The sequence below is a fragment of the Streptomyces sp. Ag109_O5-10 genome (assembly GCF_900105755.1).
In the GTDB taxonomy this organism is placed as follows: domain Bacteria; phylum Actinomycetota; class Actinomycetes; order Streptomycetales; family Streptomycetaceae; genus Streptomyces.
Genome location: NZ_FNTQ01000001.1, coordinates 897,967 through 924,019, shown reverse-complemented (window position 1 = coordinate 924,019; position 26,053 = coordinate 897,967). Strand labels below are relative to the sequence as shown.

General features: G+C 73.4%; 26 protein-coding genes and 2 pseudogenes. 15 read left to right on the top strand and 13 right to left on the bottom strand.

Going from position 1 to position 26,053, the window contains the following annotated elements; translation table 11 throughout:
- The first annotated feature begins 3 nt into the window (after positions 1 to 3).
- Positions 4 to 1,224 carry a GDSL-type esterase/lipase family protein gene (locus BLW82_RS04370; RefSeq protein ID WP_093497552.1) on the top strand — a complete coding sequence of 407 codons (1,221 nt, stop codon included), beginning with the start codon at positions 4 to 6 and terminating at the stop codon, positions 1,222 to 1,224.
- A gap of 160 nt (positions 1,225 to 1,384) precedes the next feature.
- Here BLW82_RS04370 and BLW82_RS04365 read toward each other — a convergent pair whose 3' ends face one another.
- Positions 1,385 to 2,506 carry a medium chain dehydrogenase/reductase family protein gene (locus BLW82_RS04365; protein ID WP_371131474.1) on the bottom strand — a complete coding sequence of 374 codons (1,122 nt, stop codon included), beginning with the start codon at positions 2,504 to 2,506 and terminating at the stop codon, positions 1,385 to 1,387.
- A 214-nt stretch (positions 2,507 to 2,720) separates the two neighbouring features.
- Here BLW82_RS04365 and BLW82_RS04360 point away from each other — a divergent pair, with 214 nt between their 5' ends.
- From BLW82_RS04360 to BLW82_RS04350, 3 genes are all read left to right on the top strand, one after another.
- Positions 2,721 to 3,383, top strand: coding sequence for a TetR/AcrR family transcriptional regulator (locus BLW82_RS04360; protein ID WP_093497550.1), 663 nt, complete (start codon positions 2,721 to 2,723; stop codon positions 3,381 to 3,383).
- Positions 3,384 to 3,491: 108 nt separating this feature from the next.
- Positions 3,492 to 4,835 carry a sensor histidine kinase gene (locus BLW82_RS04355; protein ID WP_093507848.1) on the top strand — a complete coding sequence of 448 codons (1,344 nt, stop codon included), beginning with the start codon at positions 3,492 to 3,494 and terminating at the stop codon, positions 4,833 to 4,835.
- The gene (locus BLW82_RS04350; protein WP_093497549.1) at positions 4,832 to 5,497 is read left to right on the top strand and encodes a response regulator transcription factor; all 666 of its coding nucleotides are present in this window, start codon (positions 4,832 to 4,834) and stop codon (positions 5,495 to 5,497) included. Before BLW82_RS04355 ends, BLW82_RS04350 begins: the two co-directional genes overlap by 4 nt.
- On the opposite strand, the gene BLW82_RS04345 is transcribed toward BLW82_RS04350, so the two are convergent.
- Both BLW82_RS04345 and BLW82_RS04340 read right to left on the bottom strand, forming a co-directional pair.
- Positions 5,458 to 5,643, bottom strand: coding sequence for a DUF6332 family protein (locus BLW82_RS04345; protein ID WP_093497548.1), 186 nt, complete (start codon positions 5,641 to 5,643; stop codon positions 5,458 to 5,460). The genes BLW82_RS04350 and BLW82_RS04345 overlap by 40 nt on opposite strands.
- 74 nt (positions 5,644 to 5,717) lie before the next feature.
- On the bottom strand, positions 5,718 to 7,205 hold the full coding sequence (locus tag BLW82_RS04340) for an MFS transporter (protein WP_093497547.1): 1,488 nt from the start codon (positions 7,203 to 7,205) through the stop codon (positions 5,718 to 5,720).
- Between the two features lie 86 nt (positions 7,206 to 7,291).
- On the opposite strand from BLW82_RS04340, the gene BLW82_RS04335 reads away from it, so the two are divergent.
- Positions 7,292 to 7,693: a MarR family winged helix-turn-helix transcriptional regulator gene (locus tag BLW82_RS04335; RefSeq protein WP_093497546.1), complete on the top strand. Its 402-nt coding sequence runs from the start codon at positions 7,292 to 7,294 to the stop codon at positions 7,691 to 7,693.
- 15 nt (positions 7,694 to 7,708) lie between these two features.
- On the opposite strand, the gene BLW82_RS04330 is transcribed toward BLW82_RS04335, so the two are convergent.
- From BLW82_RS04330 to BLW82_RS44835, 3 genes are all read right to left on the bottom strand, one after another.
- Positions 7,709 to 8,443, bottom strand: a complete 735-nt coding sequence (locus tag BLW82_RS04330; protein ID WP_093497545.1) for a maleylpyruvate isomerase family mycothiol-dependent enzyme — start codon at positions 8,441 to 8,443, stop codon at positions 7,709 to 7,711.
- Between the two features lie 140 nt (positions 8,444 to 8,583).
- Positions 8,584 to 9,297: a CPBP family intramembrane glutamic endopeptidase gene (locus BLW82_RS04325; protein WP_256215628.1), complete on the bottom strand. Its 714-nt coding sequence runs from the start codon at positions 9,295 to 9,297 to the stop codon at positions 8,584 to 8,586.
- A 13-nt stretch (positions 9,298 to 9,310) separates the two neighbouring features.
- Positions 9,311 to 9,454: a hypothetical protein gene (locus BLW82_RS44835; protein WP_218162351.1), complete on the bottom strand. Its 144-nt coding sequence runs from the start codon at positions 9,452 to 9,454 to the stop codon at positions 9,311 to 9,313.
- A gap of 91 nt (positions 9,455 to 9,545) precedes the next feature.
- On the opposite strand from BLW82_RS44835, the gene BLW82_RS46035 reads away from it, so the two are divergent.
- The gene (locus BLW82_RS46035) at positions 9,546 to 11,291 is read left to right on the top strand and encodes an alpha/beta hydrolase (RefSeq protein ID WP_218162350.1); all 1,746 of its coding nucleotides are present in this window, start codon (positions 9,546 to 9,548) and stop codon (positions 11,289 to 11,291) included.
- Between the two features lie 173 nt (positions 11,292 to 11,464).
- On the opposite strand, the gene BLW82_RS04315 is transcribed toward BLW82_RS46035, so the two are convergent.
- Positions 11,465 to 12,577, bottom strand: a complete 1,113-nt coding sequence (locus BLW82_RS04315) for an MFS transporter (RefSeq protein ID WP_093507847.1) — start codon at positions 12,575 to 12,577, stop codon at positions 11,465 to 11,467.
- A gap of 230 nt (positions 12,578 to 12,807) precedes the next feature.
- Complete coding sequence (locus BLW82_RS04310; protein ID WP_093497542.1) at positions 12,808 to 14,202, bottom strand: aminotransferase-like domain-containing protein; 1,395 nt, start codon at positions 14,200 to 14,202, stop codon at positions 12,808 to 12,810.
- 153 nt (positions 14,203 to 14,355) lie between these two features.
- Here BLW82_RS04310 and BLW82_RS04305 point away from each other — a divergent pair, with 153 nt between their 5' ends.
- The 3 genes from BLW82_RS04305 to BLW82_RS04295 all read left to right on the top strand — a co-directional run bounded on the left by BLW82_RS04305 (position 14,356) and on the right by BLW82_RS04295 (position 17,002).
- Entirely contained in the window at positions 14,356 to 15,579 is a 1,224-nt protein-coding gene (locus tag BLW82_RS04305) for a Tm-1-like ATP-binding domain-containing protein (protein WP_093497541.1), read from the top strand.
- A gap of 47 nt (positions 15,580 to 15,626) precedes the next feature.
- Positions 15,627 to 16,451, top strand: coding sequence for a phosphoenolpyruvate hydrolase family protein (locus BLW82_RS04300; protein WP_093497540.1), 825 nt, complete (start codon positions 15,627 to 15,629; stop codon positions 16,449 to 16,451).
- A 119-nt stretch (positions 16,452 to 16,570) separates the two neighbouring features.
- The gene (locus tag BLW82_RS04295; protein WP_218162349.1) at positions 16,571 to 17,002 is read left to right on the top strand and encodes a cupin domain-containing protein; all 432 of its coding nucleotides are present in this window, start codon (positions 16,571 to 16,573) and stop codon (positions 17,000 to 17,002) included.
- On the opposite strand, the gene BLW82_RS04290 is transcribed toward BLW82_RS04295, so the two are convergent.
- Positions 16,953 to 17,699: a TetR/AcrR family transcriptional regulator gene (locus BLW82_RS04290; RefSeq protein WP_093497538.1), complete on the bottom strand. Its 747-nt coding sequence runs from the start codon at positions 17,697 to 17,699 to the stop codon at positions 16,953 to 16,955. The genes BLW82_RS04295 and BLW82_RS04290 overlap by 50 nt on opposite strands.
- 58 nt (positions 17,700 to 17,757) lie before the next feature.
- Between BLW82_RS04290 and BLW82_RS04285 the strand changes: the two genes are divergently transcribed.
- The 3 genes from BLW82_RS04285 to BLW82_RS04275 all read left to right on the top strand — a co-directional run bounded on the left by BLW82_RS04285 (position 17,758) and on the right by BLW82_RS04275 (position 19,961).
- A complete protein-coding gene (locus tag BLW82_RS04285) occupies positions 17,758 to 18,435 on the top strand; it encodes a class II aldolase/adducin family protein (RefSeq protein WP_093497537.1) in 678 nt (225 codons plus the stop codon).
- Entirely contained in the window at positions 18,432 to 19,361 is a 930-nt protein-coding gene (locus BLW82_RS04280; RefSeq protein WP_093497536.1) for a carbohydrate kinase family protein, read from the top strand. The genes BLW82_RS04285 and BLW82_RS04280 overlap by 4 nt, the downstream gene beginning before the upstream one ends.
- 204 nt (positions 19,362 to 19,565) lie before the next feature.
- Positions 19,566 to 19,961, top strand: coding sequence for a luciferase domain-containing protein (locus tag BLW82_RS04275; RefSeq protein ID WP_177232830.1), 396 nt, complete (start codon positions 19,566 to 19,568; stop codon positions 19,959 to 19,961).
- A 37-nt stretch (positions 19,962 to 19,998) separates the two neighbouring features.
- Here the strand turns inward: BLW82_RS04275 and BLW82_RS04270 are convergent, their stop codons facing one another.
- Positions 19,999 to 20,778 (bottom strand): DeoR/GlpR family DNA-binding transcription regulator, encoded by a 780-nt coding sequence (locus BLW82_RS04270; RefSeq protein WP_093497535.1) that lies wholly within the window; start codon positions 20,776 to 20,778, stop codon positions 19,999 to 20,001.
- Between the two features lie 213 nt (positions 20,779 to 20,991).
- Here BLW82_RS04270 and BLW82_RS04265 point away from each other — a divergent pair.
- Positions 20,992 to 21,185 (top strand): annotated as a pseudogene (locus BLW82_RS04265) (class II fructose-bisphosphate aldolase); the annotation flags it as partial.
- Positions 21,186 to 21,222: 37 nt separating this feature from the next.
- Here the strand turns inward: BLW82_RS04265 and BLW82_RS04260 are convergent.
- Positions 21,223 to 22,353: a methyltransferase gene (locus BLW82_RS04260; RefSeq protein WP_093497534.1), complete on the bottom strand. Its 1,131-nt coding sequence runs from the start codon at positions 22,351 to 22,353 to the stop codon at positions 21,223 to 21,225.
- A gap of 67 nt (positions 22,354 to 22,420) precedes the next feature.
- On the opposite strand from BLW82_RS04260, the gene BLW82_RS04255 reads away from it, so the two are divergent.
- Together BLW82_RS04255 and BLW82_RS04250 are read left to right on the top strand one after the other, a co-directional pair.
- The gene (locus BLW82_RS04255) at positions 22,421 to 23,071 is read left to right on the top strand and encodes an alpha-ketoglutarate-dependent dioxygenase AlkB family protein (protein WP_093497533.1); all 651 of its coding nucleotides are present in this window, start codon (positions 22,421 to 22,423) and stop codon (positions 23,069 to 23,071) included.
- 102 nt (positions 23,072 to 23,173) lie between these two features.
- The gene (locus tag BLW82_RS04250; RefSeq protein WP_093497532.1) at positions 23,174 to 24,409 is read left to right on the top strand and encodes an ROK family protein; all 1,236 of its coding nucleotides are present in this window, start codon (positions 23,174 to 23,176) and stop codon (positions 24,407 to 24,409) included.
- A gap of 143 nt (positions 24,410 to 24,552) precedes the next feature.
- On the opposite strand, the pseudogene BLW82_RS04245 reads toward BLW82_RS04250, so the two are convergent.
- Both BLW82_RS04245 and BLW82_RS04240 read right to left on the bottom strand, forming a co-directional pair.
- Positions 24,553 to 25,460: pseudogene (locus BLW82_RS04245) on the bottom strand (phosphotriesterase).
- Complete coding sequence (locus BLW82_RS04240; protein ID WP_093497531.1) at positions 25,457 to 26,041, bottom strand: DUF4865 family protein; 585 nt, start codon at positions 26,039 to 26,041, stop codon at positions 25,457 to 25,459. The pseudogene BLW82_RS04245 and the gene BLW82_RS04240 overlap by 4 nt, the downstream one beginning before the upstream one ends.
- Positions 26,042 to 26,053 lie beyond the last annotated feature (12 nt).

The window sequence follows — 26,053 nt, the reverse complement described above, 5'->3', positions numbered from 1 at the left end:
GCGATGAACACCGACTCCCGCTGGATCACCACGCCGATCACCGCCGACCTCCTGCGCGGTGCCCTCGATCTGGAGCGCACGGAACACGGCGTCCTGCCGCACCGGCTCCCGGCCCGGGCCCGCGCCCAGTGCGGCGACCCGCAGCTCGCCATGGTCGAGTCCCAGCCCTCCGGCGTACGACTGGTGTTCCGCACCCGTGCCACCGCCGTCGAACTGGACACCCTCCCCACCAAGCGGCTCTACGTCGGCGCGCCGCCCCGGCCGGACGGCGTGTACGACCTGCTCGTCGACGGCACCCTGGCCGGCCAGGGCAGCGTGTCCGGCGGCACGGTCCAGGTCGTCGACATGACCACCGGGACCATGGAGCTGCGCCCCGGACCGGTCGGCACCCTCAGGTTCACCGGTCTGCCCGGGCGGGAGAAGACCGTCGAGATCTGGCTCCCGCACAACGAGACCACCGAACTGGTCGCGCTGCGCACCGACGCCCCGCTCACCGCCGCGCCCGGCGCCGGCCGCAAGGTCTGGCTGCACCACGGCAGTTCGATCAGCCACGGCTCCGACGCCGCGAGCCCCACCGCCATCTGGCCCGCGCTCGCGGCCGCGCTCGCCGGCGTGGAACTGGTCAACCTGGGGCTGGGCGGCAGTGCCCTGCTCGACCCGTTCACGGCCCGCGCCGTCCGGGACACCCCCGCCGACCTGATCAGCCTCAAGATCGGCATCAACGTCGTCAACGCGGATCTGATGCGGCTGCGCGCCTTCGGCCCCGCCGTGCACGGCTTCCTCGACACCGTCCGGGAGGGGCACCCCACCACCCCGCTGCTGGTCGTCTCGCCGATCCTGTGTCCCATGCACGAGGACACGCCGGGTCCCACCGCGATGGACCTGAGCGCCCTCGGCGCCGGCCGGCTCGCCTTCGTCGCCACCGGCGACCCGGCCGAGCGCGCGAGCGGCAAGCTCACCCTGAACGTCGTCCGGGACGAGCTGTCCCGGATCGTCGCCCAGCGCGCGGCCGAGGACCCGCACCTGCACTACCTCGACGGCCGTGCCCTCTACGGCGAGGCCGACGCCGCCGAACTCCCGCTGCCCGACGGGCTCCACCCGGACGCGGCCACCCACCGCCGGATCGGCGAACGCTTCGCCGGGCTGGCCTTCGCGGACGGCGGCGCCTTCACCGGGAGCGGTGGCGACCGCCGAGCGGGCGAAGGCCGAGCAGCCGGTCGCTGAGTCGGCGGTCGCTGAGCCGTCGGCCTCTGAGCTGGCGGTCTCTGAGTCGGCGGTTTCTGAGCCGTCGGTCGCTGAGTGGGGGTCCCTGAGTCGGCGGTCGCCGAGCGGGAGACCGCTGGGCGGCCGAGGGCGGACCCGGCGGCCGCCCGGTCTGCGGTCCTCATCGCGCCGAGTCGGCCGATGCCCCGTCTCCGGTGTCCGGGACCAGGATCACCTTTCCCGCGACGGTCCCCGACTCGGCAAGCCGCAGGGCCTCGGCGGCCTGGGTCAGGGGCAACCGGGCGGCGATGCGCGCGGTGACCTCGCCACGCTGGAAGGCCTGGAACACCTGGGTGAGGTCGGCGCGCAGCCGGGCCCGGAAGCGGTCCTTGCCGAGGGCGCGGCCCTCCCAGACGTTGAAGAAGCAGGCGTGCCGACCGTTGGGCAGCGCGTTCCACAGCCATACCCGGCCGAGGACCTTCAGCACGGGGAGCTGCTTGGAGCCGGAGTCGTCCCTGGTGGTGGCGCTGCCGTAGGCGACGAGGGTGCCGCCCGGGGCGAGGAGCCGCCAGGAGGCGACGACGCTGCGGCCGCCGAGGTGGTCGAAGACGGCGTCGACACCGCCGGGGGCCAGTTCCCGGACCCGGGCCGACACGTCCTCGGTGCGGTAGTCGACCGGGGTCACGCCCAGTTCCCGCAGTGCGGCGTGGTGACGGGCGGAGGCCGTGCCGATCACCCGAAGGCCGGCTGCCCTGGCGAGCTGGACGAGCACCGTGCCGACGCCGCCGTTGGCGCCGTGCACCAGGATCGTGCCGCCGGTGCGCACCCTGGCCTTGCGGTGCAGCATCTGCCAGGCCGTGATCCCGTTGACGACCAGCGTCTCCGCCTCCGCGGCGCCGACACCGGCGGGTACCTGCACGGCGTCGGCCGCGTCGAGCACGACGTGACTGGCCCAGCCGCCGACCTTCACCAGCGACGCCACCCGCTTGCCGACGAGCTCCGGCGCCACGCCCTCCCCGGCCGTCTGCACAGTGCCGACCAGGTCGTAGCCGGGGACGAAGGGGAACGGCGGCTGGTCGTAGTAGCGGCCGCGGCGCATCTGCTGCTCCGCGAAGGAGACGCCGGTCGCTTCCACACGGACGACGATCTGGCCGGCTGCGGGGGCCGGGATCTCCCGGCGCTCGACGCGAAGGCCGTCCGGCTCCACGACGCCCGGCAGGACGACCTCGACGAGCTGGGTGCTCCTGGCGCCGGTGCTCCCGGTGCTCCCGGTGCTCCCGGCGGTTCCTGCGGTCTCTGCGATTCCCATGACGACGGCCTCCGCGTACAGACAGTGTGGTGTGTAGATGGACTCGCAATCAAGATGCTCTCTCGCTTGCGTTAGAAGCTATAACAAACATGACTGGCCCTAGCTGAAGTGTCAAGGCGTTACTACGAATGGAGTGTTCGTCAGCGTTAGAGCCACTCTCGAAAGTGATAGGTTGAAACGAGGAAGTGCGAGAGGAGCGTGAACGGCCATGGCGGCGGACACGGACGCGACGAGCCCCCGCGAGCGGTACCGGAGCCAGGTGCGGGCGGACATCAAGGCGCGTGCCTGGGAGCAGATCGCCAGGTCGGGCGCGACGGGACTGTCCCTCAACGCGATCGCCAAGGAAGTGGGCATGAGCGGTCCGGCCCTCTACCGCTACTTCGGCAGCCGCGACGAGTTGATCACCGAGCTGATCCGGGACGCCTACCGCAGCCTGGCCGACACCTTCGGTGCCGCTGCCGCAGCCGACGCCGGTATCGACGGCCTCGCCCACGCCCTGCGCCGCTGGGCGCTCGACGACCCCCAGCGCTACTTCCTCGTCTACGGCACGCCGGTCCCCGGCTACCGAGCCCCGGACGACACCACCGGTATCGCCCGGGAGATCATGGCGGCGCTGCTCGACGTCTGTGCGGCGGCCGAGCCCGCGGCGCCCCCGCCGGCCTCCGCCGGGTTCACCGCGCACCTCTCCCAGCACCGCGAGTGGGCCGGTGACCATCCCGCGCCGCCGGGAGTACTGCGCCGGGCGCTGGCCTTCTGGACCCGGATGCACGGGGTGCTCTCCCTCGAACTCGCCGGCCACTTCACGGGCACGGGCTTCGACCCGGCCCGGCTGTTCGACGCCGAGGTGGCCGAGCTGACGGCGGTTCGCTGACACCAGGCCGCCGCCCGCCGCGCGCCACTGCCTACTACGCGGGGAGTACGCGTGATCACCTCGCCGGGCTGACGCTCGCGCGGGGCGACGGCGTCTAGCGTGGCGGTCATGGACGAGCAGCGGGTACGGGAGCGCGGCCCCGCCCGGTGGTGGCACCCGGGCCCCCCGTGGTGGAGCCACCCGGACGCCATCGGCACCAGCACCGGCACCAGCGCTGGCTCCGACACCGGCCCCGGCCCCGGCGCGGGGATTCGACGTCCCCGCCTGCCCTGGCGCTCCACGCTGCTGCTCACCGTCCTCGTGCTGGTGGGCTCGAACTTCGCCGCCCACACCCAGCCCCACCGCGAGCACCTCGACGCCTACGCCCGCCTGCTGCTCCTCGCCACCTGCGCCCTGCTGCTGTGGCGGCACCGGCAGCCGGTGACCGTGGCGTTCGGCACGGCCGGGCTCGCCCTGGCCTACCTCGCGGCGGGCTACCCGTACGGACCGGTCTTCGCGGCGGTCGCCGTGGCCTGCTTCAGCGCCGTCGTCGCCGGGCACCGCCGGGCCGCCTGGGCGGCGCTCGGGATGCTGTGGGCCGGGCATCTGCTGATCTCGCTCTGGCTGTACCGGTGGCTGCCGCCGCCGGGCGACGGGGGTGCCGGCCTCGGCCAGGAGTTGATCATCGCCACCTGGGTGCTGATCATCGTCTCGCTGGCCGAGCTGGTCCGGCTGCGGCGCGAGCAGTGGGCACGGGAACGGGCCGACCGCGCGCAGGCGGCCCGGCGGCGCGCGGACGAGGAACGGCTGCGGATCGCCCGGGAGTTGCATGACGTCCTTGCGCACAGCATCTCGGTCATCAACGTCCAGGCCGGCATGGGGCTCGCGCTCCTCGACTCCGACCCCGAGCAGGCCAGGTCGGCACTCACCACCATCAAGGCGGCCAGCAAGGAGGCACTCGGCGAGGTGCGCCAGGTGCTCGACACCCTGCGCGCCCCGGGAGACGTGCCACGGGCGCCCGCGCCCGGTCTCGGGCGGTTGCCGGAACTGGTGGAACAGGCGGCGAGCGCCGGACTCGCCGTGGACGTGACAGGGAAGCCGCCGCGCCTGGCAGCGGGCGCCGACCTGGCCGCGTTCCGCATCGTCCAGGAGGCCCTCACCAATGTCGTACGGCATTCGGGTTCGCGGCACGCGCGCGTGCGGCTCGAACACGGGGGCGGGGAGCTGCGGTTGCGGATCGACGACGACGGTCCCGCGACCGGTGCGGTCGCGGGCGGCAGCGGGAACGGGCTGGCCGGGATGCGGGAGCGGGCGGCGGCGCTGGGCGGCACGATCGAGGCGGGGCCGCGCGCCGACGGGGGCTTCCGGGTGCTCGCCGTACTCCCCTTCGGCGACCGGGACGCGAGGGGTGCCGGGGATACCGCGGGTGCCAGGGACGACACAGACGACAGGGACGAGAGGGAGGACCGATGATCCGGGTGCTGCTCGCCGACGACCAGTCGCTGGTGCGGGCCGGTTTCCGGGCGTTGCTCGACGCGCAGCCGGACATCGAGGTGACCGGTGAGGCGGCGGACGGTGAGGAGGCGCTGCGCAAGGTGCGTGAACTGCGCCCCGACGTCGTCCTGATGGACATCCGCATGCCGCGTCTGGACGGCCTCGCGGCGACCCGGCGGGTCACCGGCGAACCGGAGCTGGCGGACGTCAAGGTGGTCATGCTGACGACGTTCGAGCTCGACGAGTACGTCTTCGAGGCGATCCGGTCCGGTGCATCCGGCTTCCTGGTCAAGGACACCGAGCCGGACGAACTGGTGCGGGCCGTCAGGGCGGTGGTGGCCGGGGACGCGCTGCTCTCGCCGGGGGTGACGCGGCGGCTGATCGCGGAGTTCGCGGCCCGTTCCAAGCAGCCGGCCGCCGCCGACGTCCTCGCCCGGCTCACCGAGCGGGAGCGGGAGGTGATGGCCCTGGTCGGCATCGGCCTGTCCAACGAGGAGATCGCCCGGCGCCTGGTCGTCAGCCCCCTGACCGCCAAGACCCACGTGAGCCGTACGATGGTCAAGCTGGGCGCCCGCGACCGCGCCCAACTGGTCGTCCTGGCCTACGAGTCGGGGCTGGTACGGCCGGGCTGGCTGGGCTGAGCCGAGTTCTGGAGACGGACCAGCACGCTGACGACCCGGGCGAGGAACGGCACGGACGCGAACACCGCGCTGCAGAGCGCGTATCCGATCTCGACGGTGATCGCGTCCCGTTCGGCCTGACCGCGCCGTCCCCCGTACCTCGTCATCCCCGCAGTCCCGCTGCCGTGTGCCCGGCGGGGCAACAGGGCCCCGCCGGGCACACGTTCGGAGGAGTTCCCGTTCAGTCGCGTGCGGACACGGGCTCCGCCTCCAGGGCGGTCTCCGGAGTGGTGGACTTGGCGATCACGACCGTCTGCTGCGCGCGCCGGGTGCGCAGTCCCGTGAGGGTGATCAGCAGCCCGGCGAGGGCCACGAACGCGACCACCAGGAAGCCGGGACGGTAGCTGTCGAGCACCGCCTGCGGAGTCGCGTGGGCGGGCGCGCCCGCGGTGACCACGGCCGTGACGACCGCCAGGAGGATGGCGCCCCCCACCTGCACGGAGGTGTTGAGCAGCCCGGAGACCATGCCCTGCTCGTGGTCGTCGACGCCGTTGGTGGCCTGGATGTTGAGGGAGGGGAAGACCAGGGCGCAGGCCGCGCCGATCAGGAGCATCGACGGCAGGATCGCCGCCGCGTAGGCCGGGCTCAGGTCGACGCGGAGGAACAGGGCGTATCCGACGACCATGAAGGCGAAGCCCGCCGCGATCAGCCGCGGGGTGCCGAAGCGGTCCACGATCGCGCCGACCTTGGTCGACGACACCGCGACCAGCGCGCCCGCCGGCAGGAAGGCCAGGGCGGTGTGCAGCGCGGACCAGCCGAGCAGGGACTGCATGTAGAGGGTGGTCAGGAACTGGAAGCCGACGTACGAGCCGAAGAAGGCGATCGCGCCGAGCTGGGCGCGGAGCTGGTTGCCCGAGCGCAGCACGCCGAGGCGGATGAGCGGTCCGGGGGAACGGCGTTCGACCTGGACGAAGACGGTCAGCAGGACGGCGACCGCGAGGCAGGAGAGCAGGGTGCGGGCCGATGCCCAGCCCACCTGCGGCGCCTCCACCACGGTGAACACCAGGAGCAGCATGGAGGCGGTGCCGAGGATCGCGCCGGGGATGTCGTAGCCGTTGTGGTCGCGTTCGCGGGAGCTGCGCGGCAGCAGTTTGAGGCCGACGAGGAGCGCGATCAGGGCGATGGGCGCGGGCAGCAGCATGGTGAAGCGCCAGCTGGCCTCGGTGAGCAGGCCGGACAGCACCAGGCCCATGGAGAAGCCGGTGGCCGCGCAGGTGGTGTAGATGGAGAGCGCCCGGTTGCGCAGCGGGCCCTCCGGGAACGTGGTCGTGATGATCGAGAGGCCGGCCGGCGCGGTGAAGGCCGCGCTCAGGCCCTTGATGAAGCGGCTGGCGATCAGCAGCGGGCCCGAGTCGACGAGGCCGCCGAGCAGCGAGGCGACCGCGAAGACACCGAGGGCCACGAGGAACACCTGGCGCCGGCCGAGCAGGTCCGCGGTGCGGCCGCCGAGCAGCAGCAGGCCGCCGTATCCGAGGATGTAGCCGCTGACGATCCATTGCAGCGTCGAGGTGGACAGGTGCAGGTCGGAGCCGATCGACGGCAGGGCGACGCCGACCATGGACACGTCCAGCGCGTCCAGGAACATGGCGGCGCAGAGCACCAGGAGCGTGCCCCAGAGCCGGGGAGTCCAGCGTCCCTCGGCGGCGGGGGCGGTGAGCGGAGAGGTCATGGACCCAGACACTACATGCACATGCATCGAATGCAAACGCATTTAATTACGATGCAACAATCCTGGTTCTCTGCTACGGTGCCCGGATGGCGGCGAAGAAGCCCGAACAGGCACTCGTGGAGCAATGGCGGGACATCCTGGCCCTGCACGCCCGCACCCAGTGCGAGCTGGACCGCGCCCTGCACGGACACGGCCTGTGCGGCAGCGACTTCGAGGTCCTCGACCTGCTCTCGGACGGCCCGGCGGCGGACGGCGTCTGCAGCTTCCGGGTGCAGGAGATCGCCGAGCGGGTGCACCTCAGCCAGAGCGCGCTGTCCCGGCTGATCGCCCGCCTGGAGAAGGACGGCCTGGTCGAGCGGGCCATGTGCCCGGAGGACCGGCGGGGCGTGCGGGTGGCGCTCACCGGCAAGGGGCGTGCGCTGCACGGCGAGGTGCTGCCGGTGCAGCGCGCGGTGCTCACCCGGATGCTGGCCGCCGAGCCGAACTGAGCCCGGCGGGCCGAGTCAGATTCCGGAGTCCGTCCGCCACAGATCGGCCAGTTCCGGGTCGCCGGTCACCTTCGGCACCGGTACCCGGTTCCACAGGGCCAGGTACAACTGGTCGGCGGGACCGGCGAGTTCGGCCGTCGCGTCCGGAGGTGCACCGAGTTCCGTGACCGGCGGCCGCTCCGACAGCAGCACGCTCCAGGCCGCGTCCGCGTCCATCGTGCGCACCCCCAGCACTCGCGGGTGCTCGCTGCGTACCCGGCTTCGGGTGCGGGCGTGGAAGCCGCGCAGCAGTTCGTCGATGCCGTCGACCGCGAAGGCCGTGCCGACCGTGGTCGCCGGGCCGCCGCGTGCCGCCTCGGCGTCGTAGCGGTGGACGGTCGTCTCATGGGCCTGCCGGCGGAGCCAGAAGGCCAGCGGTGAGGGGACGGGGGCAGGGTGGAAGGTCCAGTACGTCACGTCCCGCGGTGCGCCGTCGAGGGTGTCGACGAGCCGGCGGTGGCCGTCCCGGTACCAGGCTGTCAGTTCCGCGCCGTCGATGTCCGGGGGGCCGGGGACAGGCCGGGGCGAGGTCTCCGCGTCGGCGACGATCCCGGCGGCCCACCGGTGGATGGTGCCGGTGTGCCGCAGCAGGTCGCGCACCCGCCAGTCCGGGCAGGTGGGCACCGGGGCGTCGAGCCCCGCGTCCGTGGCGGCCGCGGCCAGCAACCGGCCCTCCCGGTCGAGGATTTCGAGGAACTCAGCAGTCTCCATGCGGCGAGTCTGCCGGATGTGCGGCTGTACCCGCCGCCAAGCGCTCCGCTGGAGCCGGCGCACTGCACCGTTCACCGGCCGCGGCGTCCCCCAGCCTTCAGCCGGGGTGCCCCCAGCGCCCCTCGGGGGGGCGGACCCGCTCAGCGCAGCAGGAACCCCACCGCGTAGCCGAGTGCGTTGACGGCCCAGTGCAGGGCCATCGGTGCCAGCAGGGAGCCGCTGCGGTCGCGCACCCAGCACAGCAGACAGCCCGCCACGGCCGTGAACAGCACGGCGCCGACGTCCACCAGGACCGCCCCGGCGACCGAGTGCCCGAACAGCGAACCCAGGAGCGGCTTGTCCTTGTTGAGGTTCAGGGACGGGAGGATGTGCCAGAGACCGAAGAGCACGGAGGAGAGGACGGCGGCCGTGGTGGCCGTGCGCAGTCGGCACAGCAGCGCGAACAGCACCCCCCGGAACGCGGTCTCCTCCAGCAGGACCGTACCCACCGGCACCGCGACCAGCGCCTTGAAGGTGATCTCCGAACCGCTCAGCGCGTTCGTCCGCTGGTCCGCGAACAGGCCGCGGGTGACCGGGAGCAGGGCCGCGCACAGATAGACCGCGGCGACGATCCCGATCAGGGCCGCTCCCCAGCGCGCCCCGTTCGCGGCGGTGCACCGTCCGAGTCCCAGCTCGGGCCAGCCGCCCCCGGACCAGAACAGCAGCCCCACCAGGACGGCCGAGGTGAGCACCGCGGTGAGCAGGATCCAGGACCCGGCCCAGCGGTTGTCCAGCAGGTTCGCGAGCACCAGCACGGACACCACCGCGGCCACGGCGGTACGGGTGGGGAGCCGGGGAATCCGGGGGAGCGGCATGGCGGGCGGGGTGTCAGAACCCGGCCGTGGCGTGGAGCGGGCGGGCCGCGAGGCGTCCGCCGCCGCGCCCCCGGTCCCGCACGGCACCGACCCCGCTACCCGTCCTCCGCAGCGGGGTGGCGTGCTCGGTGGTCCGGGCCAGGGCCATGCCCACCACGATGGGACACCTCGTGCGGCTTCGCACCTTTTCCCGATCTTCCGGATGCGCGGGCGGGTGCGGTGACCGATCGTGGTCCCGAGGTGGCGAAGTGAGTGGAGCAGGCAGGGCTCTGAAACGTACGAAGGACTGGACCCGGCGGACGGCGGAGCGGGTGCGCCGGCACCTGGGCTCCGACCGGGTGGTCCGGCGGCGGTCGTGCTGGAGCGGGATCGCGGTGGCGGTCCTGTGCTACTGCCTGTCCCTCACCCCGTCCCTGCTCCCGCGGGCCTGGTGGCTGCAGGGGCTCGCGGCCGGCGTCTCGGCGGCCGTCGGCTACGCCGTCGGGGCCGTCCTGGAGGCCCTCGCCCGGCTGCTGCTCCGCTGGGCCGGCGTCCGCATCCGCCGGCGGGTCCGCCGTGCCCTGTGGATCGCCCTGGCCGTGCTCGGCGCCGCCGCCGTGGTCACGGCCACCGCCTGGAGCGTGCGGTGGGAGGGCCAGGTCCGCCGGGCGGTGACCCTGTCCCCGCATCTCGTCTGGTGGCAGTGGGCGCTCGTCCCGGTCGTGGCCGCACTCGTCGCCACGGTGCTGCTCCTGGCCGCCCGGACGGTACGGCTCGGCACCCGCGTCGTCGCCCACGCGTTCGGCACTCTCGTCCCGCGACCCGTCGCCTACGCCACCGGGTCCGTCCTCGCCGCGTTCGTGATCGTCGGAGTCGTCCAGGGCTTCCTGCTGCGTGCCGCACTGGACGCGATCGAGAGCGCCGCGTCCCTCGCCGACCAGGGCACCACCGAGGGCGTCCACCGGCCGGGGCTGCCCACCCTCTCCGGCAGCCCCCGGTCCGCCGCCCGCTGGGACACCCTGGGCGCCAAGGGCCGTGACTTCGTCGGCACCGCCACGCCCCGCGCCGACATCGCCGCCTTCACCGGCCGCCCGGCCGAGGACCCGGTACGGGTCTACGTCGGCCTGCGCTCCGCCGACACCGTCGACGAACGCGCCGCCCTCGCCGTACGCGAACTCGAACGCACCGGCGGTTTCTCGCGCAGGATCCTGGCCGTCATGGGCACCACCGGCACCGGCTGGATCAACGAGCAGGGGAGCAGACCGCTGGAGTACATGTGGGGCGGTGACACCGCCATGGTCGCCATGCAGTACTCCTACCTGCCCAGCTGGGTCTCCGCGCTCACCGAGGACGAGGCCGCCGCCACCGGACGGGCCCTCTTCGACGCCGTCTACGCCAAGTGGCGCACCCTCCCCGCCGATTCCCGCCCCCGGCTGCTCGTCTACGGCGAGAGCCTCGGCTCCTTCTCCATGGAGTCCGCACTGGACGGTTCCCTGCCCACGCTCGTCGCGGAGACCGGGGGCGCACTGTTCGTCGGGCCGACCTACGACAACCCGCTGTGGAAGTCGGTCACCGCGGAACGGCAGCCGGGCAGCCCCGCGTGGCGGCCGGTGGTCGCCGACGGCGCACACGTGCGCTTCGCGCAGGTACCGGCGGACTACGGCATCCCGGACGCGCCCTGGGGCGAGCCCCGCGCGGTCTACCTCCAGAACGGCTCCGACCCCGTCGTCTGGTGGTCGCCCGACCTCGCCTTCCACCGGCCGGACTGGCTGGACCGGCCTCGCGCCCGGGACGTCTCACCTGCGATGCAGTGGTATCCGCTGCTGACGTTCTGGCAGGTGGCCTGCGACCTGGCCGGCGCCGACAGCGTCCCGGACGGCTTCGGCCACCGGTACGGCACCCTGCCGACGAGCGCGTGGGCCGAGATCACGACCCCACCGGACTGGACGTCCGCCGACACGGCGAGACTGGCCGGGACGCTGGAGTCGGTGCGGGAACCGGGACTGCTGGACTGAGACGAGCCGCGACCCGTTGTCGAGGGCGTGGACCAGAATCCGGCCGGCGGCCAGACGTCCGAGAACGTGACGTCGTCCGGTCCTGTGACCTCTTCCGCGGAGAAGCGCGTAGAGGTCGGGCACCGTTCTCCGAGACCCGCGCACGAGCACCGCGAACCGGGCGGTGGCGTCGGTCAGTGCCCCGCCGTGCGCCGGGTCAGGAGGGCGATGGCCGCGGCGGTGGCGGCGAGGGCGGCGACCGTGGTGAGGGCGGTGGGGAGGGAGAGCCAGTCCGCCGTGAAGCCGATGGCGGGCGGTCCCAGGAGCATGCCGCCGTAGCCGAAGGTGGAGGCGATGGCGACGCCGTCGGGGCCGGCCAGTCTGCCCGCGCGTTCGACGGCGACGGGGAAGAGGTTGGCGAGGCCGAGACCGGTGATCGCGAACCCGAGGAGGGCCGCCCACAGGGCCGGGGCGAGTGCGCCGAGCAGCATGCCGGCGGCGGCGGTCGTGCCGCCGAACACCAGCGTGCGCGTCTGGCCCAGGGCCTCGAGCAGCCTCGTCCCGCTGAGCCGGCCGACGGTCATGGCGAGCGCGAAGCAGGAGAAGCCGATGGCGGCCGTGCCGGGTGCGGTGCCCAGGTCCTGCTCCAGGTGAAGGGCGCTCCAGTCGGCCATGGCTCCCTCGCCGTAGGCCGTGCACAGGGCGATCAGACCGAACGTGACGACCAGCAGCCGGGTGCGGGGTGCCAGTCGGCGCGGTGCGGATGTGCCCTGGGGCGCGTCGTCCCCGGGGGTGGCCGGCGGCGGGGTGCGAAGCAGGATGCGGCCCGCGGCAAGGGTGATCAGGAGGCCGACGGCGGTGAGGCTGAGCAGGTGCTGCGTGGGGGTCAGCACGCCGGCGATCAGCGAGCCCAGACCGGAGCCGAGCATGCCGCCCAGGCTGAAGGCGGCGTGGAAACTGGGCATGATGGGGCGCCGCAGGGCTCGTACCAGGTCGACCGCGGCGCTGTTGAACGCGACGTTGATACCGCCGTAGGCGCTGCCGAAGACGAGCAGTACGGCGCCGAGGGCCGGGACCGAGTGAGTGAGCGGGGGCAGGGCGACGCTGAGGCAGAGCAGGACGGCGCAGACGACGGTCACCGGATGGGAGCCGTAGCGGCGGCACAGTCTTCCGGTGAACATCATCGTGATCACGGCCCCGGCCGAGACACCGAGCAGGGCGAGCCCCAGGGCGCCGGCCGAGGCGCCGGTCTGTTCCTTGATGGCGGGGATGCGGACGACCCATCCGGCGAAGATGAAGCCGTCCATGGCGAAGAAGACGGTCAGGGCGACACGGAGTCGGGTGAGGGAGTCCCCGGGCACGGCGTTGTGCGTCCGGGTTTTGTTTATTAGCGGCACAAAATCAGGCTAGGCGAGGGCGAAGGCAGGGACAAGGGCGGGCGGTGGACGGGCACGGCCCCCGGTCACCGGCGGGCGGCCCGGGCCGGGCGTGGTACCCGTCAGGGCGAGCGGGCGGGCCGGGCCGGGCGTGGTACCCGTCAGGGCGAGCGGGTGGCGCGGAGACCGGCGAGGAGCTCGGCCGCGGCGGCGAGCCGGGACTGCGGGTGCCAGACGGGGAGTCGTACGAAGGTGCGGTGCCCGCCGTGCGGAGAGAAGGCCGGACCGGCGGTGAGCCGGATGCCGCGGGCCAGCGCCTGCTGGGCGAGGGCCACGGCGTCCTGACCGGTGTCGGCCCACAGGCCCGAACCGCCGACGGGCGTGCGCCACCGCCAGTGCGGCAGCACCGTGCGCAGCACCTGCTCGGTCACCGCGAACTGCCGGGCCAGGAACTCACGGCGGAGCGCGCGCTGCCGGTCCGCCCGGGGCAGCAGGAGGAGCGCCGCCAGCTGGTCGGCGACCGGCCCGCCGAGGTCGATGCCGCCGCGCAGCGCCGCGAGCCGTCCGACGACCTCCCGGGGCCCGCGCACCCACCCGACCCGGAGCCCGCCCCAGAACAGCTTGGACAGCGTGCCCACGATCAGCAGGCGCTCCGGGTCGGCCGTCCGCTCCAGTCCCGGCAGCGGGTCCGACCGGAACCAGCCCAGCTCGGCCTGCGACTGGTCGTCGACCACGAAGGTGCGGTGCCGGGCCAGGAGGTCCGCGAGGGCCCTGCGCTGCGGCTCCGGCATGTGGACGCCGGTCGGGTTGTGCAGCGCGGTCTGCACGTAGAGGAGGTCCGCGTCGGCGACGGCGGCTTCGAGAAGGTTCAGGTCCACGCCGGCCGGGGTGCAGGGGACGCCCCGCACCCGGCCGCCCGCCCCCGCGAAGGCTTCCAGGGCGCCCCGGTAGCTGGGGTCCTCGACGAGCGTCACGGTGCCCGGCCCGGCGAGGGCGGTCGCGATCAGCCAGACGGCCTGCTGGGAACCAGCGGTCACCAGGATCTGGTCCGCCCGTGTGGGCAGACCCCGCGCCGTGATGCGGGCGGCGAGCGCGGCTCGCAGCTCCGGCAGTCCCGCGGGGTGGTAGCCCGTGCCCAGGAGATGGTGCCTGCGCAGCTGCCGGCCGACCTCAGGCATGACCTCCGCGACCAGCTCGGAGCCGGGCAGCGCCCCGGAGGAGAGGTCGACGACCACCTGGCCGCCGCCGAACGACGTCAGCCGCCCCTCGTCCGGGCGGACGAGGCCGACGGCGCCCCGGACGTACGTGCCCGACCCTCGCGCCGCGGCCAGCCGGCCGCTCGCCATGAGCTCGGCGTACGCCCGCGCGACCGTGCCCCGGGCCACGCCAAGGGCGGCCGCCAGCGCGCGCTGGCCGGGCATGCGCCATCCGGCGGGCAGGTACGAGCCGTCGATCAGCTCGGCGAGAGCGTCCCGGAGTGGGACGCTCACCGACGCCTCACCGCGCCATACCCCGAGCAGCCGCACCACCCGCTCGGCGTCCTCGTCCGTCCGCATCGACCGCTCACCTCCCGGGCCCGGTCCACTCAACCTTGCCGACGCCTGCTCGGTCCTGCTTGGTCCACTCGGCCCCAAGTGGACCAGTGACCAGGCTGCCACCCCGCCACAATTCCTGGCACAGCGCTCGAGGAAGAGCAGGAGGCACGCACGATGGCCACGGTCGTTCTCATCGGCACGATGGACACCAAGGGCGAGGAGTACGCCTGGATCGCGGACCGGGTGCGCGCCCACGGGGCGCACACCGTCACCGTCGACGTCGGCGTGTTCTCGGACCACCCCGCGGACGTCACCGCCGCGGCGGTCGCCCGGACGGGCGACGCCGATCTCACCGCGCTGCGGGAGAGCGGCGACCGGGGGGCGGCGATGACGGCGATGGCCGCCGGCGCCGCTTCGGTGGTCCTCGCCCTGTACGCGGAGGACCGGCTGGACGGTGTGCTCGCCGTCGGCGGTTCCGGCGGTTCGTCGGTCGCGTCCCGGGCGATGCGCGCCCTGCCTGTCGGGGTGCCGAAGCTGCTGGTCTCCACGATGGCCTCGGGCGACGTCTCGCCGTACGTCGGCGAGAGCGACGTGACGCTCATGCACTCGGTCGTGGACGTCGCCGGGATCAACTCCGTCTCCGGACAGGTCTTCGGCAACGCCGCCGCCGCGATCGCCGCGATGGCCGCCGCGCAGGAGGCCCGCCGCACCGCGCCCGCCGCCGAGCGGCGGCCCCTGGTCGGCGTCTCGATGTTCGGCCTGACCACCCCCGCCGCCGACGAGGCACGGGCGGAGCTCACCGGACTCGGCTACGAACCGCTCGTCTTCCACGCCACCGGCGCCGGCGGCCGAGCCCTGGAGAAGCTCGCCCGCGACGGCCGGCTCGCCGGAGTGCTGGACCTCACCACCACGGAACTCGCCGACGACCTGGTGGGCGGGGTGCTGAGCGCGGGCCCGCACCGGCTGGAGGCGGCCGGGGAGCGGGGCATCCCGCAGGTCGTCTCGGTCGGCGCACTCGACATGGTCAACTTCGGGCCGCGGGAGACCGTACCCGCCGGGTTCGACGACCGGAGCTTCCTGGTCCACAACCCGACGGTCACGCTGATGCGCACCACCCCGGAGGAGAACGCCGAACTCGGGCGGCGGATCGGCACGAAGCTGTCCCGTGCCCGCGGGCCGGTCGCGGTGGTCCTGCCGCTGCGCGGGGTGAGCGGCATCGACAAGGAGGACGGCCCGTTCCGCGACGCGGCCGCGGACGCGGAGCTCTTCGCGGCGCTGCACGACGCGCTCACCGGGACGCCCGCCGAGATCATCGAGGTGGACCGGCACATCAACGACCCCGGGTTCGGGCGCGAGGCCGCCCGGCAGCTGCACCGGCTGATCACCTCCGGCCGGTGAGGACCCGACCCGCACCCGCGGGCAGACGACAGGGAAGGAACGCGACCATGGACCGGAGCACGGCGCTCGAACGGCTGCGGAGGACCGTGGCGGCAGGACAGCCGGTCATCGGCGGCGGTGCCGGAACCGGCCTCTCCGCGAAGTCCGCCGAAGCGGGCGGCATCGACCTGCTCATCATCTACAACTCGGGGCGGTACCGGATGGCCGGCCGGGGATCCCTCGCGGGCCTGCTGGCCTACGGCGACGCGAACGCCATCGTCATGGAGATGGCCGACGAGGTGCTCCCCGTGGTCAGGGACACCCCCGTGCTCGCGGGGGTCAACGGCACCGACCCGTTCCGGGTGATGGGCCGCTTCCTCGACCAGGTCCAGGCGGCCGGGTTCACCGGAGTGCAGAACTTCCCCACCGTGGGGCTCATCGACGGGGTCTTCCGCCAGAACCTGGAGGAGACCGGGATGGGCTTCGCGCTGGAGGTCGAGATGATCGCGGCCGCACACGAACGCGGCCTGCTGACCGCGCCGTACGTGTTCGACACCGGCCAGGCCACCGCCATGGCCGAGGCAGGCGCCGACGTCCTCGTCCCGCACATGGGCCTCACCACCAAGGGCACCATCGGCGCACACACCGCGCTCACCCTCGACGAGTGCGTGGAGCGGGTCCAGGCGATGCGGGACGCCGCGGTCGCCGTCAACCCCGGCATCCTCGTGCTCTGTCACGGCGGGCCCATCGCCGAACCCGCGGACGCCCAGTACGTCCTCGCCCGGACGGACGGGGTCGTGGGCTTCTTCGGCGCGAGTTCGATCGAACGCCTGCCCACCGAGACCGGTATCCGCCGGCAGACCGAGGACTTCAAGTCCATCAGCTTCCGATGACCGTTCAGACCGTCAGGACAGTCAGGTTCGTCAAGACCAGTCAAGACCGTCAGGACAGTCAAGGCCGCGACGACTTCCGTGCCGTCGCGCTGCCGACGACTCCGGCGAGGAGAGGAACCGTGAGCGAACTCGAGCCGAGGACCCGTACCGTGCCCGCCGAACTGCCTACCGAGGTCTTCGACTGGGGAAGCATCAAGTGGGGAGTGAGCGCCGGCCTGTTCCCCGGGGCGCCGCTCACCGCGGGCGAGGTGGTCATCAACCCCACGAAGGGGCACGACCTGCACACGCACCCGAACTCCGACGAGGTGCTGTACTTCGTCGACGGCGAGGGCGTCCAGACCGTCGGTGACTCGGGGGAGTTCCCGGTGACGGCGGGGGACTTCGTCTACGTGCCCAGGGGCACGCTGCACTCCACCTTCAACACCGGCTGGCGGCAACTGCGCGTCATCGCGGTCTACACGCCGGGCGGCGCCGAGCAGGCCCTGCGCCAACTGCCGGACTTCACGGCGCTGACCCCGGGCGTCCAGCCGGTCTGGGAACGGGCCCGCTGAGCGGAGCGTCACCCACCGCACCACCTTCCTGCCACCCTTCCTGCCGCCCGTCCCGCCGCCCGTGCCTTCCGGCGAGGGCCGTGAGGTAGCCGCGCAGCATCACCTTCGCCTCGTCGAGGAGGGCGGCGTCGCCCTCGGTGTCGCGGCGGAAGGCCTCCTGGGCGAGCGCGTCGGCGGCGAGGACGGCGGCATGGCAGGCGTGGCCGAGCCCCTCCGTGTCGCCGGCGATGCCGAGCGCGACCAGGACCCGGCGCACCCCGTCGGCCATCCGGCGCTTGTGCTCCCGGTCCGCCGCCCGGGTCCGGTCGGTCAGACCGCTGCCGAACCACAGGGCCCGGAAACCCTGTTCGGTGCGGTAGAGCCCGGCGTAGGTGTCGATCAGCACGCCGACCGGGTCGGCCCAGCGCTCGGTCGCCGCGCTGCGCACGAACTCCTCCATCACCCCTTCGAGCTGGGCGAAGTAGGTGGCGGCCAACGCGTCGATGATCGCGTCCCGGTCGGGCAGGTACTGGTACAGCGAGCCGACCGAGACCCCGGCCTCAGCCGCGACCCGGGTGGTGGTCAGGGCCGGCACGCCCTCCGCGATCAGCACACGCTCGGCCGCCTTGAGAACTCGCGCCAACCGGGCCTTGCTGCGCGCCTGTTGGGGAGTGCGGCGCAGCACGGCCCCGGTCTCCTCGGCCGACGGCCCGCTCACGCGACCACCCCTGAATCTGAACGTGACTTTGTTTCAGGTTTACGTTAGCGTCGCGGCCATGACGGACTCAAGCTCCGCTCTGGTTCAGGAACGGGCCGCGGTGGCGGACGTCTGCCGTCGTCTGGGAGCGGCGGGCCTGCTCATCGGCACGGCGGGAAACGTGAGCGTGTGGGTGGGGGACCGGGTCGCCGTCACCGCGACCGGCGCCGTCCTCGCCCAACTCACGGCGGGCCAGGTGACGGTGGTCGACCTGGACGGCGAGGTCGTCGCCGGGACCCTGCAGCCGACCTCCGAACTCGACCTGCATCTCGGGGTCTACCGGCGCCACGGCGCCGGCGCGGTCGTCCACACCCACGCTCCGATGGCCACTGCCCTCTCCTGCGTCCTCGACGAACTTCCTTGCTTTCACTATCAGTTGCTCGCCATCGGCGGCACCGTGCGGGTGGCGCCGTACGCCACCTTCGGCACCCCGGAACTCGCCGAGTCGGTACTCACCGCGCTCGACGGCCGCAGCGCCGCGCTGATGGCCAACCACGGCTCGGTCGCCGTCGGCCCGACCCTCGACAAGGCCTTCGAGAACGCCCTGCTGCTCGAGTGGGCCTGCGGCGTCTACCAGCACGCGGCGGCTCTCGGAACCCCGCGCGTCCTGGACGAGCGGCAGCAGCTCGCGGTGATCGAGGCCGCGATCGCCCGGAACTACGGCACCACCCGATCGCTTCAGGAGGGCAGGCTATGAGAGTCGTCACGATGGGCGTGCACGTGCTGGACGTGCTGGTCCGGCCGGTGGACGCGATACCCGAGGGGCAGGGCGCCACCCTGGTCGAGGACATCAGGATGACCGCGGCCGGGACCGCCGGCGGGACCGCGCTGAGCCTCGCCAAGCTCGGCGCCACCGTGTTCAGCGCCGGGGCCGTCGGCACCGACGCGACCGGCGACATGTTGGTGCAGCTGCTCGGCAGGGCCGGGATCGACACCGGCTTCCTCGTCCGCCGTACCGACACCGCCACCTCGGCGAGCGTGCTGCCCGTCCGCCCCAACGGCGACCGGCCCTCCCTGCACCTGCTCGGCGCCAACATCACCTACGGCGTCGACGACGTGCCCTGGGACGCCCTCGCCGAGGCCGACCATCTCCACCTCGGCGGCCCGGAGTTGATCGGCGTCGACGCCGCCGCCCGCATCCTGCACTTCGCCAGGGAGCACGGCGTGACGACCTCCGTGGACCTGCTCGCCCCCGGTGTCCTCGGCAGCTTCGAGCAGATCGCGGCCGCGCTGCCGTACGTCGACCACCTGCTTCCCAACGACGACCAGGTCCTGGGTTTCTCCGGCGAGAACGACCTGGTGGCGGGCGCGAAGAAGCTGGTCGGCGCCGGGGCCGGGCTGCTCGCGGTCACCCGGGGCGGCGACGGCGCACTCCTGGTCACCGCCGAGGGCGCCGAGCCGGTGCCCGCCTTCGAGATCGACGTCGTGGACACCACCGGCTGCGGCGACGCCTTCTCGGCCGGATTCGTCTACGGCATCGGCCTGGGCCGCACCCCGCACGCTGCCGCCGTCCTCGGCAACGCCGTGGCGGCCCTGGTCGCCCAGGGCCTCGGCAGCGACCACGGGGACTTCGACCTCGCCGCTGCCGACGCGTTCGCGGTGACGGGTGCCAGGCGCGCGTAGCCCGGGTGCCGGACCCGCAGGGAGCATGACCGTCGGACACGGTCGTCCCCCGCCGCCCCACGGGCACCCTCCGTCCCCCGAACCGCTGAATTCCTACGGATATTCACTCGTCCCGGGCGTCCGTGTTCGGACAGTCCGGCAACAGCTCGGTTAATAACTGCTCGCCGGTTGGTTACCGGAGAGTGAGCGGGCCATGATGGCCCCATGACGTTGGCCTTGCGCGCTCTGGCGCAACTGGCGACCTGGCCCGACCTGGTCCAGGCCGTACCGAGCTGCGGTCTGGGCCAGGCCGTGAGTTCGGCGCAGGGCGAGATCGCGCACTTTCACTCCGACCGCGATGTGGACCTGCGTCTCACCACCCATGCCATCCGGCACTTCGCCAAGGACCTGAAGAGCACGGGAGCGATCCGGATCGTGCCGGGCTCGCAGTGGGTGACCATACGACTCGACGCGGCGAGCGACGTCGACCTGCTGCTCACCCTGGTGAGCGTCGCCCTCCAGGCCCGGCAGAGCTGGCCCGACCCGGCCGACCGGCCCGTCTTCGGCTGCAACGACCAGCGGGGCGCGGGATTCGTCAGCGCGGACACCAGCGGGATGTGACAGCGGATCCCGGTCGCCGGGCCGCACCGGGCCGTGCTCACACGGTCAGGACCCGGATCCCCGCCTCCTCGAACGGGCGTACCGTCTCCGGCTCCGCCGCCGTGTCCGTGACCAGGACGTGCACAAGCTCCGCCGCGCAGATCCGGGCGAACGCCCGCCCGCCCAGCTTGCTGGAGTCCGCGGCGACCACCACGCGGGCCGCCCGCTCGCAGAGCAGCCTGTTGACCGCGGCCTCCCCCTCGTCATGGGCCGCGGCCCCGTGGACGACGTCGAAGGCGACCACTCCGAGCACCGCCACATCGAGGGTGATCTGCCCCAGTACCCCGTCCGCGAGCGGCCCGATGAGCTCGTACGACTGCGGGCGCGCCACCCCGCCCGTCACCACGATCTTGAACTGGGGCCGCACCGCGAGTTCGTTCGCGATGTTGAGCGCGTTCGTGACGACCGTCAGTGCCGGCGTACCGGTGGTGAGGTCTCCGCGTACGGCCAGGGCACGGGCCACCTCGGTGGTGGTCGTACCGCCCGTGAGTCCCACCGTCTCGCCCGGCTCGACGAGGTCCGCCACCGCCTTGGCGATCCGCTGCTTCTCCGAGGCCTGCCGCGCCGTCTTGTAGCGCAACGGCAGCTCGTACGACACCCCGTGCACCACCGCGCCGCCCCGGGTGCGCACCAGCATCTGCTGCTCGGCGAGCTGGTCCAGGTCCCGGCGGATGGTGGCCGCCGAGACCGCCAGCTCGGCCGCCGCCTCCTCGACCTCGAGGCGGCCACGCTCGACCAGCAATTCGAGCAGCGCCTTCCAGCGGGCGTCGCGCGACATCCGCCGCCTCCGTTCCTCGGGCCTTCCGGTGGCTCCCGGTGACCTTAGCGCACCTGAATTCGTGCGGGATGCGTGGTTGTGCTTGGAGGGTGGCTCTATCGTGCACAAACAATCATCCGCTCGATCGGCATCCCCACCCTGGCCACGGCGACCTGGACGTTCGGCCCCGCGCCGGCCGGACTCTCCCGACAGGTCACCGCCACCGGCACACTCCTGGGCCGGCCGCCGAAGTCCGGTCCGCCGTCGCCGCGTTCCACGTCATCACCCGGGGACACGTGGTGGCCGTCATCGCCGGCGCCGAGGCGGCCGGTTCACCCGTCGTCCTCCAAGTCGGCGAGAACGCCGTCAAGTTCCGCCTCGGAAGCCTCCTCCCACCGGCTCGCGCCGCCACCGCGGCCGCCGAACGCGAGGTGACCCGGATCATCGCCGCGCTCACCGGCGGGACTACCCGCGCCTGACCGCCTTCAGCACCACGAACTTCGGGTCGCTCGCGACCAGTTGACTGTTGCCGAACAGGCGGCGCAGCGTCACGTGGTAGCCCAGGTGCCGGTTGCCGACCACCCACAGCTCGCCGCCCGGCCGCAGCGCCCGCTTCGCCCCGCTGAACATCCGCCACGCCGTCGCGTCGGTGGTCGCCTGGTGGGAGTGGAACGGCGGGTTGTTCAGCACCACGTCCACGCTGCCGGCCGCGACCCCGGCCAGCCCGTCGCCGACCCGGAACTCGGCGTGCCCGGGCACCCCGTTCGCCTTGTAGGTGGCCTCCGCCGAGGCCACCGCCTGGAACGACTCGTCCACGAACAGCACCTCCGCCGTGGGGTCGGCCAACGCCACCGCCGTGCCCACGACCCCGTTCCCGCACCCCAGGTCCACGATCCGGCGGCCGCGCCCGGGCAGATGCGCCAGGAAGAACCGCGTCCCGATGTCGAGCCGGTCGGCGCAGAAGACCCCCGCGTGGTTGACGACCGTTCGACCGGAGACGGCGCCGATGCCGGCGGGGAGCGCGTAGCTGTACGGCCACGGGTTCTCCGGGCGCTCCAGCGACGGATCCGGCGTGCAGTGGATCAGCCGGGCCTTCTGCTCGGCCAGCGAGGTCCGGGTCGGCCCGAGGATCCGCTCGAACAACCGGAGCGTCGACGTGTGGATCTCCTTGACCATGCCGGTCCCGATCACGACCGTCCCCGCGTGCACGGCGGGCGCCAGTCGCAGCAGCTGGTCCTCGAGCAGCGCCAGGCTCTTCGGCACCCGTACCAGCAGCACGTCCACCCGGTCCGGCGGCGGATCCTGGGTGGTCAGCAGCTGCACCGCGCCCGGCTCGACACCCGCGCGCGCCAGGTTCGCGCGGGTCGCCTCCTGGCTCAGGTACGAGTCGGTGATCTGCGCCGGCCGGTGCGCCGCCAGCGCCGTGACCAGCGCGCCCCAGCGGTCGCCGAGCACCACGACCGTGCCCGAAAGGTCGGTCCGCTCCTGGTCGAGATGGCGCAGCAGGTACGCGTCGGAGGCGTCCCAGGCACGCAGCCGGTCGCGCGGATCCTCCGGGAAGCGGGACAGCTCGTACTCGCCCCAGGCAGTCGTCATACGGTCGCTCATCGTGCGTCCAGGCTAGCGGAACCGCAGCTCAGGCCCGGTCGGGCAGGATGGGGGCATGGAGGATGAACTGTTCCCGAGGGCGCGCGCCCGCATCGCACCGGGCGCCGTGCACGTCCCCGACTGGCTGGACCCGGACCGGCAGCGCGCGCTGCTCGCCGCCTGCCGCGACTGGGCCCGGCCACCGGCGGGCCTGCGCACGGTCCGCACGCCCGGCGGCGGCACGATGACCGCCCGCCAGGTCTGCCTGGGCTGGCACTGGCATCCGTACGCCTACGCCCGCACGGTCGTCGACGGCGACGGCGGCCCCGTCAAGCCGTTCCCGGCCTGGCTCGGCGACCTGGGCCGCCGCGCGGTGACCGACGCCCTGGGACCGGCGGCGGCCGGCGGATTGTCGTACGACATCGCACTGATCAACTTCTACGACGCCGACGCCCGCATGGGCATGCACCGTGACGCCGACGAGAAGTCGGACGCACCGGTGGTGTCGCTGAGCCTCGGGGACACCTGCGTCTTCCGCTTCGGCAACACGGAGACACGGACGAAGCCGTACCAGGACGTCGAACTGCGATCCGGGGACCTCTTCGTGTTCGGGGACGAGTCGCGGCTCGCCTACCACGGGGTGCCGAGGGTCTACCCGGGGACGGCACCCCCGGAGCTGGGCCTGACCGGCCGTCTGAACGTCACGCTGAGAGTGAGTGGCCTGTGAAATGCCCGAGCCCGAGCGCCTCGTAGCGGGCGTGGGGAACCGGGAACCGGCCACAACGCACCGGCGCCTTTCAGGACTGCGGATCATGGCAGACTCCCTCTCATGAGCGGAAAGGCGGCCCCCGGCCCGACGGGGAACGGAACCTCGAAACCCCGGCTGGACCGAGGACGTGGCGCACTCGGGCCCGCCCTGGAACTCGTCCACACCGGCCGCGCCCCCACCCGCGCGGTGCTCACCGCGGAACTCGGCGTCACCCGGGCCACGGCCGGCGCCGTCGCCGCCGAACTGGAGGCGCTCGGCCTGATCAGGGTCGACGCCCACCCGGGCGCCGCCGCCGGTTCGCAGGGCCGCCCCTCGCACCGCCTGGAGGTCGCCGAGAACGGCCCGGTCGCACTCGCCGCGCAGGTCCACGCCGACGGCTTCCGGGCGGCGCTGGTCGGCCTGGGCGGCCGGATCGTCGCGACCGCGCCGGGCTGCGAGACCGTCGACGCCGACCCGGCGAAGGTGCTCGGCTCGGTGGTCGAGGCGGGCGCCGAACTGCTGCACAGCACCGGCCTCCGCTGCGTCGGCGCGGGTCTCGCCGTGCCGTCCGCCGTCGCCGAACCGGAGGGCCTCGCCCTCAACCCCCTCCACCTGGCCTGGCCGGCGGGAGCGCCGGTACGCCGGATCTTCGCGGAGTGCGTGCGCGCGGCCGGCATCACCGGCCCGGCGTTCGCGGGCAACGACGTGAACCTGGCCGCGCTGGCCGAGCACCGGCACGGCGCGGGCCGGGGCGCCCGCGACCTGCTCTGCGTGGCCACCGGGCACCGGGGCGTCGGCGGTGCACTGGTCCTGGACGGCCGCCTGCACACGGGGAGTTCGGGTCTGGCCCTGGAGGTCGGCCACGTCGCCGTGAACCCGGACGGCCGCCCCTGCCACTGCGGCAGCCGGGGCTGCCTGGACGTGGAGGCCGATCCCCTGGCGCTGCTGATCGAGGCGGGCCGCGCACCCGGCCCCGAGGTGTCGCTGCTGCGGCAGGCCGAGGACCTGATCCGCGACCACTACGCCGACCCGACCGTCCGCGGGGCCACCGAGGCGCTGATCGACCGCCTCGGCCTCGGGCTTGCGGGCCTGGTCAACATCCTCAACCCCGACCGCATCATCCTCGGCGGCCTGCACCGCACCCTCCTGGACGCCGACCCGGAGCGGCTGCGCGCCGTCGTCGCCGACCGCAGCCTGTGGGGCCAGAGCGGCAGCGTGCCCATCCTGCCGTGCACGCTGAGCCACAACAGCCTGGTGGGAGCGGCCGAGCTGGCCTGGCAGCCGGTACTGGACGACCCGCTCGGGGCACTTCGGTAACGGCCCACCGCGGCCCGGTCACCACCGTGCCGGCAGGCTCCACGACGGCGCCACCAGCGGCCGCCCGAGGCCGGACCGGCGCACGCGGCCACGACGGCGCCGCAGTCGGCACCCGGCAGGCCGCGGCGCTTCCCGCGGAGCGCTCAGCGCCAGTCGACGGCGAAGGCCCGAGCGGGGTTGTCCACGAGGATCCGGTCGACGGCCTCCGCGCCCGACTCGGCCTCCAGCCGCGCCCGCACCCGCCACAGCAGGTACGGCATCCCGGGTCCGCCGTCCACCGACCTTGCCTCCGCCACCACGGTGTCACCGCCCAGCAGCAGCCGTCCCCGAACCCCGCCTCGGCCAGGGCCCGTACGGCCTCGGGCATCCGCCAGTCGGTGGCGTGGTCGGCCCGGGACGGCCCGTCGAAGGCCAGCCAGCAGCCGGAGGCGGCGGCCTGCCGCTGGACGGTGAGGTCGGGGGAGCGGTTCAGGTGGCCGAGGATCACCCGGTCGGCGGGGACGCCCAACTCCCCGCAGAGCAGGTCGAGTACGTCGAGGGCGCCGGTGCCCAGCTCCAGGTGGACGGCGACCGGCGCGCCCGTCGCGTGGTGGGCCTCGGCCGCCGCGGTCATCGTCCAGCGGGCGTGCGCGTCGAGGTGGTGGAAGCCGCCCGCCACCTTGACCAGACCGGCGCGTACCCCGGACGTACCGATGCCCTCGGTCAGTTCGGAGACGAACACCTCGGCGAGCCGTCCGCGCAGGCCGTCGAGCGACTCCGGTGCGTAGTGCGCCGCCTGGTGGAGTCCTGTCGCGCAGACCACGTGTACCCCTGTGGACCGGGACAGCAGGGGAAGGTCGGCGGCCCGCCGCCCCATACCGGACGGCGTCCACTGCACGACGGCCGCGCCGCCCGCCGCGCGGAACGCCGCCAGTTCGGCCCGGGCGGCGCCGGCGTCGTCCAGTTCCTGTCCCGGCAACCGGGGGCTGCGGAGGAAGAGGTGGTCGTGCGCGTCGCAGACCCCCAGCTCGGCGGGCCGGATGTCACCGAGGACCGTGCGGACAGCGCTCACCACTGCCGCCCTCGCGGCAGCGCACCGCGCCCCGGCTCGGACAGATGCAGTACCTGGAAGACATCGCCCTCGGCCTTGGGCGCAGCGTGCTCCCAGAGCGAGAAGTGGACCAGCTCCCAGGCGTCCGTGTCCACGGCGCACGCCGCCAGCACGGCACCGTCCTCGGCCGCCAGCCTCCCTGTCTCGTCCGCCGCGTCGGCCATGAAGGCGGCCAACTCCACACCGTCCGGCACCGGTCGGCGCCGCCGCACGGCGAACGCGGCGGGGGAGCCGGCGGCGCTGCCCTCCTCGAAGGCCAGGCCCGTCCACTGCCGCACGTGCGGCCGGCCGAAGTCGTCGACGGGGCCCTGGAAGGGGCCTCCCCACAGGAAGCCGTTCATGCCCCGCACGGTGTTCCAGAGGTAGAACGGGCCGTACTGGTTGACCGGCGAGCCGTGCCGGCCCCGCTCGCGCATGAGGTAGGTCTTGACGCCGAGGCCGTCCCAGTCGTCCAGCAGATGCCCGACGCGCGCGACACGGGCGCGGACGACGTCCATGTCGTAGTCCGCGGGCAGGGTGAACTCGTACTGCATGGCGTGCATGGCGCTGGTCCC